The sequence below is a fragment of the Microcystis sp. M090S1 genome, from assembly GCF_020246295.1.
GTDB classification, from domain to species: domain Bacteria; phylum Cyanobacteriota; class Cyanobacteriia; order Cyanobacteriales; family Microcystaceae; genus Microcystis; species Microcystis aeruginosa.
Genome location: NZ_JADBTF010000090.1, coordinates 1 through 11,168, shown reverse-complemented (window position 1 = coordinate 11,168; position 11,168 = coordinate 1). Strand labels below are relative to the sequence as shown.

11 protein-coding genes are annotated in these 11,168 nt (G+C 42.6%); 7 read left to right on the top strand and 4 right to left on the bottom strand.

What is annotated here, in order from left to right; translation table 11 throughout:
- Positions 1–243 precede the first annotated feature (243 nt).
- Both IM477_RS04085 and nblR read left to right on the top strand, forming a co-directional pair.
- Positions 244–753 carry a hypothetical protein gene (locus IM477_RS04085; RefSeq protein WP_287730634.1) on the top strand — a complete coding sequence of 170 codons (510 nt, stop codon included), beginning with the start codon at positions 244–246 and terminating at the stop codon, positions 751–753.
- 41 nt (positions 754–794) lie between these two features.
- Entirely contained in the window at positions 795–1,484 is a 690-nt protein-coding gene (gene nblR / locus IM477_RS04080) for a response regulator transcription factor NblR (protein ID WP_287730632.1), read from the top strand.
- Between the two features lie 200 nt (positions 1,485–1,684).
- Here nblR and IM477_RS04075 read toward each other — a convergent pair whose 3' ends face one another.
- Positions 1,685–2,482, bottom strand: coding sequence for a glutathione S-transferase (locus IM477_RS04075; protein ID WP_002798699.1), 798 nt, complete (start codon positions 2,480–2,482; stop codon positions 1,685–1,687).
- A 367-nt stretch (positions 2,483–2,849) separates the two neighbouring features.
- Between IM477_RS04075 and IM477_RS04070 the strand changes: the two genes are divergently transcribed.
- The 3 genes from IM477_RS04070 (at position 2,850) to IM477_RS04060 (ending at position 5,617) form a co-directional block, all read left to right on the top strand.
- The gene (locus IM477_RS04070; protein ID WP_287730631.1) at positions 2,850–4,058 is read left to right on the top strand and encodes a hypothetical protein; all 1,209 of its coding nucleotides are present in this window, start codon (positions 2,850–2,852) and stop codon (positions 4,056–4,058) included.
- 33 nt (positions 4,059–4,091) lie between these two features.
- Positions 4,092–5,084, top strand: a complete 993-nt coding sequence (locus tag IM477_RS04065) for a pentapeptide repeat-containing protein (protein ID WP_287730630.1) — start codon at positions 4,092–4,094, stop codon at positions 5,082–5,084.
- Positions 5,085–5,149: 65 nt separating this feature from the next.
- Entirely contained in the window at positions 5,150–5,617 is a 468-nt protein-coding gene (locus tag IM477_RS04060) for a pepsin/retropepsin-like aspartic protease family protein (RefSeq protein WP_287730629.1), read from the top strand.
- Here the strand turns inward: IM477_RS04060 and IM477_RS04055 are convergent.
- On the bottom strand, positions 5,612–7,273 hold the full coding sequence (locus tag IM477_RS04055) for a M14 family metallopeptidase (protein ID WP_287730628.1): 1,662 nt from the start codon (positions 7,271–7,273) through the stop codon (positions 5,612–5,614). The genes IM477_RS04060 and IM477_RS04055 overlap by 6 nt on opposite strands.
- 72 nt (positions 7,274–7,345) lie before the next feature.
- Between IM477_RS04055 and IM477_RS04050 the strand changes: the two genes are divergently transcribed.
- On the top strand, positions 7,346–7,558 hold the full coding sequence (locus tag IM477_RS04050; protein WP_002751038.1) for a hypothetical protein: 213 nt from the start codon (positions 7,346–7,348) through the stop codon (positions 7,556–7,558).
- On the opposite strand, the gene IM477_RS04045 is transcribed toward IM477_RS04050, so the two are convergent.
- On the bottom strand, positions 7,555–8,301 hold the full coding sequence (locus IM477_RS04045; protein WP_287730627.1) for a circadian clock KaiB family protein: 747 nt from the start codon (positions 8,299–8,301) through the stop codon (positions 7,555–7,557). The two genes, IM477_RS04050 and IM477_RS04045, sit on opposite strands and share 4 nt — an antisense overlap.
- A 90-nt stretch (positions 8,302–8,391) precedes the next feature.
- On the bottom strand, positions 8,392–9,711 hold the full coding sequence (locus IM477_RS04040) for a type IV pilus twitching motility protein PilT (protein ID WP_287730626.1): 1,320 nt from the start codon (positions 9,709–9,711) through the stop codon (positions 8,392–8,394).
- A gap of 375 nt (positions 9,712–10,086) precedes the next feature.
- Between IM477_RS04040 and IM477_RS04035 the strand changes: the two genes are divergently transcribed.
- Positions 10,087–11,064 carry a hypothetical protein gene (locus IM477_RS04035; RefSeq protein WP_353845527.1) on the top strand — a complete coding sequence of 326 codons (978 nt, stop codon included), beginning with the start codon at positions 10,087–10,089 and terminating at the stop codon, positions 11,062–11,064.
- The last annotated feature ends 104 nt before the right edge of the window (positions 11,065–11,168 follow it).

The following is an 11,168-nucleotide window of genomic DNA, read 5'->3' as shown; positions in this document are numbered from 1 at the left end:
TTTTTCCCTGAAAATTAGGTAATTGACCCCCTCAAAATCGGTAAAACCCAACACCCCACACCCTACACCCTACACCCTGCCCCTAGGAAAAACTTTTTCAGCAAACCCTAGATAACAAGTGATATTCTAGTAGGTTCGGATAGGACATAATCGTGTAAGACGTGAGTAGGGGAAACCAGAAAGCGCAGTGATGAGCTTCGAGAATCCCTCCCATGAGCGCTTCGGGGAGTGTCAATTAATTGTATGTCTTTGGTAATTTGTACGGGTTTTCATGATTCTAGATTGACCGAGGATTTTTTAGGACATCTGGGGAGCAAATCGGTCAAATTACGTTCCTATATTATTATTTCGCCTTTTTCTTGCTTAAATGAAGCTTTTTCACCGGAAGAAGCTCTAACCTTGATTGGGTTTAGTGCGGGGGTGGTAAATGCGATCGCTTTAGCTCATTATTGGCAAGCTCAAGGGGCAAAAATTGCCGCTTTAATAGCTCTGGACGGGTGGGGAGTGCCATTAATCGGTAATTTTCCCATTTATCGCCTTAGTCACGATTATTTTACCCATTGGAGTTCCTGTTTATTGGGTAGCGGTCAAGAAAATTTTTATGCAGATCCACCTGTAGATCATCTTAGCCTCTGGTCGTCCCCCGATCGAGTGACCGGTTGGTCTATCAATGGTAATTTTGTCCAACGCACCACAGCGTTAACTTTTTTATTAAATCGGTTAGGCAAGAATCAATTAACTATAATTAGGTAGTCCCCTCCCTGTCTTTCCTATTTCTTTACCGCTGCTGATTTATGAGTACATCCGTTCCGAGTTCTTCAATTCTCTTGGTGGGAATTGAGGAGAATATCGCTAAACTAGCTAGTGCGGACTTGAAAGAAGCAGGTTATCGTCCCCTGAGCGTGCCTAGCATTGATATCGCTTTCCCAGAAGTGAAAAGTTGGCAGCCAGCGATGATTATACTCGATCGCTTCCTCGCAGCGGAGGCCGGTGTGAATTTTTGTCGTCGTTTACGTTCCCAGGGAAGTCGCGTTTATATTATTTTGTTAGTATCTCAAGAAACCCTAGAAGAACGTCTCGCCTGTTTGGAAGCGGGAGCCGACGATTATTTTCTCAAACCCTATAATTCGCAATCTTTTCTCAAATTAATCCGTTTTTACCTGCAACCTCTGGAAATTATCCCCGAACAATTGCGTTTCGGTGACTTAGTATTAGATTTAGCCAGTCGTCGTCTCTCCTATAAAAACAAAAATATTGAGTTGACGATGAAGGAATTTGAACTGCTGCGCTACCTCATGATTCACCCCAAGGAAGTATTATCGAGGGAGCAAATTCTCGAAAATGTCTGGGGAGACGAATTTCGAGGAGAATCAAACGTTATTGAGGTGTATATTCGCTATTTACGCCTGAAGATGGAGGCTGGTGGTCAAAAACGCCTCATTCATACCGTGCGTAGTGTGGGCTACGTTTTACGGGAATCTTAACAGGAGTTAGGAGCCGGTCGTCGGTCGTCAGGAGATAGGAGTCAGGAGATAGGGTTTTGGGGTGATAGGGATTTAGGGGTTTACGGGTTTAGGGAAATTTCATCCCAATGCTCCACTTCCCCACTTCCCCACGTCCCCACTTCATAATTCATAATTCCTGCACCCTACACCCCACACCCCACCACCCTAGTCAAGCGCTGCTATTCAATCTGGATGGAGTTGGGGGAATCGATAGGAGGGGTGGAACTTCCCGGGGTGATAGTTTGACGGTATTGACTATAAAGACGGTCGCGCCAAGCAAAAAAGCCCTCGTAGGCGCTATTATCGGCTAACCCCGGAATCCCCTTGCCTTGCAATTCCCTGGGTAAGTTGAGATAGGAACCCTGGGGAAACTGAAGCAGTACACTTAATCCCGCCACGGCTAAATCGGCTAAAGTGGGCTGATCCCCGACTAAATAGGGACGATTGGTTAAAATGAGGTTCAAAGCCTCTAAATCCTGTTGTAGCCCCTTTTTCGCTGTATTGATAGCATCTTTTCCCAGACCTACACCCGCTCCCAAAATATCAATTAATTCCCCTGGCATAGAACCCAGCAACAAGCGCATAAAACCGGGAGTTTCCTGGGGTAAAAAAGCGGTACGAAAGTTTTGATTTTGGGCAAAAGCGCCGAGAAAAGCGGTTCTTCCTTTTAATCCTAGGGATTCATCGGCCCATTCTTCGATTAATAAACATTGACCCCGTTGTAGGGGATCTGTGGGGATAATTGGTTTTTCAGGATACTTGCGATCGAGATAAAAAGCAATCTCCGTCGAGTCAGCAATATAAGTATCGCCATCCTTGAGGACGGGAACTTGGCGCTGTCCGGAAAGACGGAATAATTCCAATTGTCCCACCCCCGGCACCACGTCCCTTTTTTTATAGGCAAGTCCTTTATAGTCGAGGATGAGACGGACTTTCTCACAATAGGCAGATAATTCAAATTGGTAGAGTTCTAGCATGGGATGATATGGCCTCTCGATAAATCAGTTTCTCCCTGATTACTCTAACCCTATCGGGCATCGGTCGTCTAAACTTAAAGACTTTACTCCGATTTTGTCCGAACATTTGTACTAAAAACGAGCCAGGCGAAAAAATAATCGTTTGCTAATTTGAGGAATTAGGCTGGGTAATCTTAGGGAAGATAGACCAGATCTGGCAACCCCAACTCAATAGTGCCACGCTTTTAGGTTAGGATATTTTCAGGCACTAAAAGCAAGGAATAAGTTATGTATTCTGACAAGCTGACTCGCGAGAGACCAATAGCATACCGCTATAGTAGAGGAGAGGCGTGCGAGGGCTGGCTCCTTTCTCGGATCAGAGGTTACTATGCAATTATCCATCGACGTTTTTAATGATGTAGTTCGCTATCTCGACAGCCACGAAGAAAAATTACGGATCAAAAAATTAATCTTTTGTATCTGTAAAAAATATTGGGAAAATGAGCCTAATATTTTGAACAGTGTGGCTATGGAAGACTTGGTGAAGGAGTTAGTGCAACTCAAAACCAATAAAGAACAATTAACTTTTTCTGTTTATAAATTAGTTAAAACCCTCAATCGTCCTAAAGTTTATCTGGGAGTAGCCACGGTTATTATCGAGCAAATCAGTCAATTATATAGTAATATGGCTGCCGCCTACGACAATCAATTATTACTGGTAGAGCCAGAAGTTAACCCTAGCTTCACCACCGTTAATAATGATGTCAACAACGAGGAAGATAATTTATTAAGACAGGTGGTTAGTGGAATAGAAAATCATCGAGAGACAGCGAGAATTCAAAAATTAATGTTTGCCGCTTGTAAAAATCGTTGGGAAAACGATCAAGCGGTGATTAATAATTATGGCTTAAAAAATATTGTTTTAGAACTTCAGCGAAACAATCCCAATTTCCTAAGCTTGCGACAAACTCTCAAGCAAATTGCCGAAAATATTAATAAAAAAGCTCTCTACCTAGCCCTAGCCGATATTATTCTTGCCCAACTAGAGCCTCTCTACGATACTGATAACGATGACGAAGAAGAGGATAATGAGTCAAAAAGTCAAATCTTGAACACTCAAATAGTTCATCTAAAGAATGATTCTGATTCTGCGGCTAAAACCACATCTTTCTCCCCCTCTAGAAGTGAACCTGTGGATTTTTCCTCTTCGATCATCAATCTAAATGAACCGCAATTAGTCATGGAATTGCCCTTTGCCGAGCCGGCTTCCTCAAATAACAACCCCAGTAATTCCCCACAAATTACCGCCTACGACCCCTTTGAAATTCGTTTAGAAATTTTCCAGTATGCTAATCCTTTACGAGCCAAAATATTGATTTTCTCGCTCCTATTTCATCCTTGTAATCGGAGCGGTCAAGATTGGTCAACTCTGCGAAGTTATACCCTAGAAGATTTACTAAAACAACTCATCCAAAGTGGTAAATCCCTCCAGGATATCGAAGTTCAACTATACAATATTGCTCAAACCCAAATGGATACGGATGCTAACGTTCAAACCGCCAGTATTCTGGTGCAAACTTTACAAAAAATTCTTTAATTTTTTACCCAAATTTATCTGGATATTCTACCTATGAAACCCAACGAATTAATTGCACGTTATGCCGAGGGAGAAACTCAATTTAGTGGCTTAAAATTACCCGGAGTTAATTTAGTTGGTGCTGACTTAATTGGCATTGTTTTAAATGAAGCAGATCTGCACGGAGCCAATCTTCTCTTTACCTATCTTAACCGGGCTAATCTCGCTCAAGCTAATCTTGTGACAGCTAATTTAAGCGGTGCTAGTCTCAACCAAGCTGACTTAAATGGGGCAGATTTACGCAGTGCCAATTTACACGGAGCGATGCTACAAGGGGCTAATCTTCGTGATACCGATATAACCCTAGCGACGTTACTTGATGCTAACTTAATCGGGGCGGATTTACGGGGGGCTAATTTAAGTGGTGCTAACCTCACTGGTGCTTGTTTGCGGGGAACAAATATGCGTCAGGAAAAGAAAAATCATAACACTAATTTACAAGGGGCTAATTTCTCCTGCGCCGACCTGCAAGGGGCTAATATGAAAGGGGTTAATCTGGTGCGAGCTAATCTAGTAGGAGCCAATTTAAAGGAGGCTAATTTGTGCAATGTTGACCTCAGAAAAGCGGATTTAACTAATGCTAATCTCCAAGATGCTTTACTTACTGATGCTAATTTAATCGGGGCGCATTTAGTGGGGGCAAATCTAGCGGGAGCCAATTTAGTGCGGTCAAAAATGACCGATACGGAAGCAATGCGGGCAAATTTCTATAGTGCAATTATGACTCAAATAAAATTTGATCGAGCTAATCTTAGTCAAGCTAATTTTCAAGCAGCAAGAATGAATCATGCTGACTTAAGAAGGGCTAATCTTTCAGGAGTTAATTTCAGCGAAGCGGATTTAGTCGATGCTTTCTTTGCTAGATCAAATCTCACCGGTGCCGATTTAAGTAATGCTAATCTAACTGGTGCCGAGTTAATGAGTGCTAATCTGATGGGAGTTAACTTCCGCGGTGCAATTATGCCCGATGGCCGGATTAATAATTAAAATTACTAGACAGTGTTGTTGGCAATTATTCGGGTATAATTGAAGGTAGAATTGAGGGTAATCTTATGGTTGAGCCAGCAGTTATTGCAGAAGATATGGGCAAAATCTACACCACCATTACAGTTATCAATCGCGCGGATCAAATTTTAGCGGCGGCGGCGGTGATTTCTCCCGATCAAATTCGCTCTCTTACCCTAGAAAATGTCTTGGTGGATACGGGAGCAACTACTCTTTGTCTGGTGCCGGAAGTAATCTCCAGCTTGGGTTTACAGCTTTTAAAAGAAGTAGATGTGGCTACGGCTAAAGGGATAGGAAAAGCGAGAATTTTTCGCGATGCCACCTTGATTATCGCGGGACGGGAAGGAACTTTTGAATGTTTGGAATTACCCGGAGGTCAAAACAATTTATTAGGAGTAATTCCTTTAGAAGCTTTGGGATTAGAACCGGATCTTCGCAGCCAAAAATTGCGAGTTTTACCCACAGAATCCAACGAGACTTATTTAACAATTTTATCGAACAAAATAGCTCTATAAAATCACTTTTTGTCTGACTGTTCCTGCTCTTTCAGCTATAGCGATAATCTCGATTTCTTGACCAGAAACTCCCTTAATCACCCATTCCACCGTACGGCGATAATCTAAACCGTGAGCAAGACTACTATATACTTTATTTGATCGCCCTTCTAAGTGACCGATTTCCTGCTCTAATTTTCCCACTATTAAACTCACGTCATCGGCTAAATTTAACTTGACTTGAATGGGACGAACAATCTTTCTTTCCAGTGCCTTTTTACTGGTATAAGTGGGTAAGAATCCCTGATTTTCCAACTGTAAAACCAGATGATAAATACCATTTCCCTCCGACTTAAGATCAAGACGAGAGATAGCTAAAAGAGGTGACATTAAAGCATGGGCAATAGTAAACTGACATTGTTTCTCACATAAATCTGGTAAATACTTTTCTGGGGCATTTTGCCAGACATTTTTAAAGTCCCAACCGCCAATTTCCACCTCTCCCAATTGGGGGTGATGAAAACTTTGCCAATTAATAAAACCCTTTCCCGCTAAATTCTCATCATTCCAACGCTGTAACTTCAATTCATCTTCAAAAGGATGCCAGCGAAACCATTGAATATAATCATCTTTTTTCACTGCTGCTTGGGTGGGTGCATCCCATAACTCCACCGTAAAACCATACCAACCAAAATGATCGTAACCGTAATCATCCATGGCACCGTTAGTCACTTCTTTGGGATGATAACGAAAATCGTGATAGACAGAAACGCATTCATAACCAGTCATTGCTTTTCCCTTATCAGCAATATATTTATACATTTCTAAGTCTTCCACGGGGAAATATTCATCGGGATGGGTGCTATAGGGACGCAACATGACTGCTGAATAGGTATGATAGGTAACGAAGCCATTAATATTGGTGTTATTTGCCCAAAATTCGGCTTCTGCACGGGTTTCTGGCTCCGAAAAAGGAAAATTGCCAGCCCCTTGTTGTTCCCCTTCAGGAACCCAATAAACGGGATAATTGCGGTTAAAATCCAGGCCCTCTAGGGTGGGGGCAGTGGTAAAATTATAGCCATCGTAATCGCGGATTAAACCTTCGGTGAGCAAAGTGTAAAAAGTTCCTTCAAATTCCTCCGGTTCGCGACGCACCATAATGCGAGGATCTTGTTCAGAAATTTTCCAAGCGCCACAGGTATCTTTTTGGCGCATTTGTAAGATTAAACCATCGCCGTTAATATCTTCAGGATATAGCCCCGGTTTCTCATCCGTGTGGGGATAGGGGCGAATACTCGATCGTAACATATAGGGAGTGGTGAGATATTTTTCTGCTCCATCCACGGCTAATCGCGGCAAAATATAGACAGTGTAATGGTCAAGAAGTCTGGTAATTGGGGAATTATGACCGTATTGGCGCAAAAGATGAGAGATAGTGTAGAGAGCGACGGCAGAGCCTGTTACTTCCCCCGCATGGGTGTTAGCATCAATCCAATAGGCAGGTTTTTCTAAATAGGGTCCTGTGGCTTGATTTGTGAGGGTAGTTAACCAGATATCTCGATTTTCGTAGCTTTTACCGATCGAGGTGAGGCTAATTAAATTAGGATAGGATGAGGCTAGGTTTTTCAGGAAAGAAACTAATTCTTCGTAGGGGTAATAGTGGCTAAAATCAAACATAATCTTCTGCAACTAAAAAAAAGGAGTCTCGGGTTAATTTGAGAAAATATAGGATAATAACAGTAAAAAACTATGGATAGTCAGGATATCGCTCGCTATATCGAAGAAACTAACGGTATTTCTAAGCCTTGGCTGTTGGTGCAATTGCGTCTCAAAAAACTGCAAGAACGTCGTGCCAGTCTTTCCCAACAGGAATATATCCAAGAATTGGATGATATTCAGCAAGACTTAATGAAATTGGGCGAATGGTGGCGAGGAATCGAGTCAGAAGTCTTTAAACCCTAAGCGGTGGCGATAATCTGTAATACTCGCGGTAAATCCTCAAATTCGCCGATGATGCGTTTCACCGGTTGCGGCCAAACCCGGACTAAAGTGGGAATAGCAGAGACATGATTAGATTCCGCTTGTTCTGGATGCTTAGAGATATCGATCACTTTCAGGGTATAGGGATGGTGTAATTCTCGCTCTAGAAGCTGATGGATCGATTCTAGGGTGTGTTTAGTATTGGCATTATTACCGGAGACAAATAACCGCAAAACATAACCCTTGGGACTAGGGTTAGTATAGTCAGAGTCAGCACTAATCCCCGAAGTCGTTGCGGGGCGTTCCTGATAACGGAGAATCAGATCGTGGGATTGCCAAAGTTGGGGAAACTGCTGACGATAGGTTTCTAAGATAGTGGGATTAGAGGATTGTTCCTGCCAAGGTACAGTAAACCAAGCTCGCTCGTCCGTGGCGAAAATAGCATTTAATAAAGGCTGATAGCGACGGACAAGGGGATAGACTTCGGCTCTAGTATGAATACGGTGACTGTAGGAATCTCGCCAGCGATCGATGGTAGCGGTAAAACTCGGAACTAAAAAATGGGGGGGTTCTGGCAACCCTAAAGCGGACTGGAGAGCAGCGCAGAGATTCAGATGCCAATGAGTTTGTTTATCAGGATCGATACAGTAAATCAGGTCGCCCCCGGGGGTAAACAGGGCGATGCCTTTAAAAATATCGGGCAACACAATCGCGGAAGTGGTCACTTGAGGGGTTCCCCTAGGGAATCAATAGGAGCTTCTATTTTTCTAGACTACTAAACTCTTGACCCCGCAAGGAAATCCTTCAGGGTTTTTCTAGATTCTACCCCGCAGCATCATCGCCATTTCATTGGGAACCGGGGACATTTCCAGGGCGACCTCATCGTTAATCCGTCCCTCTTGATAGAGGTTAAACAGAGATTGATTAGTGGTAATCATGCCATCATATTCGCCATCTCTCATTAATTCGATAATTTCGTCATTTTTGCCGCTGCGAATGTAATCTTTGACGGTTTCTGTGTTGACGAGAATATCGTGAAAAGCAGCCCGTTTACTATCGGTGGTGCGACATAAACCCTGGGAAATAATACAAACCAAGGATTCTGCGATCGCCACCCGCATCGATTCCCGTTCCTCGGCGGTATAAAGAGTTAAAATCCGCTCCAGGGTTTTAACGGCGCTGTTGGTGTGCAGGGTTCCCATGACTAAGTGACCAGTTTGGGCAGCTTTCAGGGCAGTATTAACGGTGGATTTGTCCCGCATCTCCCCCACCAGAATAATATCTGGGTCTTCCCGCAAAGAGGCTTTTAGGGCATTATCGAACTCATGGGTGTGCATTCCCACTTCCCTTTGTTTGATCAAACTGCGACGACTTTGATGGACAAATTCGATCGGATCTTCGATGGTGATAATATGTTTGGCTTGTTCTTTATTGATGTAATCGATCATGGCTGCTAGGGTGGTGGATTTCCCTGAACCCGTCGGACCGGTGATTAAAATCAATCCCTTATGCACATCGCACACATTCCGGAACACCGCCGGTAAGCGCAATTGTTCCATAGTGAGGATTTTCAGGGGAATTAGACGCAAAACCATGCCCGGACCGCGCAGACTTTCAAAGATATTAATCCGCACCCTAGCGAATTCGTACTGAGTTGCACCATCAAATTCTAGGTCTTTTTTAAAGCGAAGGATTTCTTCTTCCCCTAGGATTTCCCGTAACCAGCTATAAAAAGTGTTGATGTCAATTTCAGGATAGTCGAGAATAATCATTTCACCACGATCCCGCATCCGGGGTTTTTCTCCAACTCCCAGGTGAACGTCCGAATAACCCCGATCAAAGGCCATCCGGATCAAATGTTCTAAGGTGGGTTGATTGGGAGCGCGACCCGGCCGGGGTGGGGTTTGGGGAGAAGCAGCCTGACTGGGAGTGCGATTTTGGGGAGGACGTGGGGCGGGAATTTGACCATTTTGCGGCATATTCGGCACGTTTTTGGTCGGTGTCGCCACCTGTTGGCTCATTTCTTGAGTTGTCCCCGTGCTGGTTCCCTTGATTAACTCTGAGGGAGGTATCGGCATGGAGGGAACCGGCAGCGGCTGCAGTGGTCGCGAGGAAGAATTGGGATTTTGACTCATGAGCAATAGGGGGTTTTTTCTTTACTATTCCCCGATTGTACTAACATCCTATCAAATCATCCTCAATTTCTCAATTCCTCACAGACGCTAGATTGAGGAGCAAGGAGCCAGTAGTCTCCGAGTCAAGAGACAGGAGACAGGAGACAGGAGACAGGAGATTATTTTTATTTATTCTTCCCACTTCCCTACTTCCCCACTTCCCCACTTCCCCACTTCCCCACTTCCCCACTTCCCCACTTCATAATTTATAATTCCCCCTCTCCTATACCTTTTAAACAGGATTTAGACCCCAAAATTGTTACAATCGAGGTTTAGGGCTGATGATTTTGACTACTCAATTCTGTTTGATTGTCAGTCTTAGGAGAGGTAAATACGATGAATAGTCTGCCAAGTTCAGTCGAACGGGAAAATTTAGGACAATTTTTGTTAGAAAATCTCCAAGATATTACAGATAAACTTGCTCAAATTGTCACCGATTCTGATCGAATCATACTGGATAATTTACTACAAGAAACTAAGATTTTGCTCGATCGAGTTATGGATAACTCTAAAACTTATCAAGCAAGAGCCGATATATTTTGTCAAATTGATGAATTATGGTTTCAGGTATGGAAACAGTATAGAGATGAGGATTCAGCACTGGAGTTAATCCAATATATAGACCAATTTACTAATCAAATTACTGCCTATAATCAATTATTTATCAGCCTTGCTCAGATCAATGAGGGAAAGACGGGTGAGGAAAAAGCCGATTTAATCAGAGTGGTGGAAGGTTCACTCCTTCTCTCGGAAACGATAGATGTGTTTATTGATATGTTTGCTGATTCAGAACTAGAGCAAATTGACAAGGGAGCTAAAAATACTCTATCGATTTCTCATCGTACTATAACCGAATATTTCCAAGATACTGACAAATGTTTAGTCACCCAATTGAGAGCTTATAGTAGTTTAATAATTTTCAGAATTCAAGAGGGATTTAATCCTAAGAATGTATCTTTAGAAAATACTTCTCATTCCCTAGCAGATAATTTCAATGATATTGATGCCTCTACACAAAATTTAACAGGTTTGGTCGATTTGGAAACTGAAAAATCTTCGTCTGAAAACTGGTTAGATGATCTTTCTGGATCAATTTCTGATCAGGAGGCTTTTCAGAAAGCATTAGAATATGGTCGTGTTTTTCGTCAGAATGTATCCTCAGAAAATACTTCTCATTCCCTAACAGATGATTTAAGCGATCTTGATCCTTGGACAAGAAACTTAGTGGGGGTTGTTGATTTAGGATCAGAAGACCCAAAAGAATCGTATATTGATTATTTAGTAGACCTCTTGCATAATTTTTTTATGGTATAATATAAGGTTTTGCTTTTTTCTCAATTCTTAGATTGAAGTGGAAAAAAGAATAAAATGTGATCTTAGGTCAGGAAATCATCTATAATTTTGCTATGTTTATTAGC

Coding starts and splice junctions, on each gene's coding strand:
- IM477_RS04085 (WP_287730634.1), top strand. CDS start 244: ATGTCTTTGGTAATTTGTACGGGTTTTCATGATTCTAGATTGACCGAG.
- nblR (WP_287730632.1), top strand. CDS start 795: ATGAGTACATCCGTTCCGAGTTCTTCAATTCTCTTGGTGGGAATTGAG.
- IM477_RS04075 (WP_002798699.1), bottom strand. CDS start 2,482: ATGCTAGAACTCTACCAATTTGAATTATCTGCCTATTGTGAGAAAGTC.
- IM477_RS04070 (WP_287730631.1), top strand. CDS start 2,850: ATGCAATTATCCATCGACGTTTTTAATGATGTAGTTCGCTATCTCGAC.
- IM477_RS04065 (WP_287730630.1), top strand. CDS start 4,092: ATGAAACCCAACGAATTAATTGCACGTTATGCCGAGGGAGAAACTCAA.
- IM477_RS04060 (WP_287730629.1), top strand. CDS start 5,150: ATGGTTGAGCCAGCAGTTATTGCAGAAGATATGGGCAAAATCTACACC.
- IM477_RS04055 (WP_287730628.1), bottom strand. CDS start 7,273: ATGTTTGATTTTAGCCACTATTACCCCTACGAAGAATTAGTTTCTTTC.
- IM477_RS04050 (WP_002751038.1), top strand. CDS start 7,346: ATGGATAGTCAGGATATCGCTCGCTATATCGAAGAAACTAACGGTATT.
- IM477_RS04040 (WP_287730626.1), bottom strand. CDS start 9,711: ATGAGTCAAAATCCCAATTCTTCCTCGCGACCACTGCAGCCGCTGCCG.
- IM477_RS04035 (WP_353845527.1), top strand. CDS start 10,087: ATGAATAGTCTGCCAAGTTCAGTCGAACGGGAAAATTTAGGACAATTT.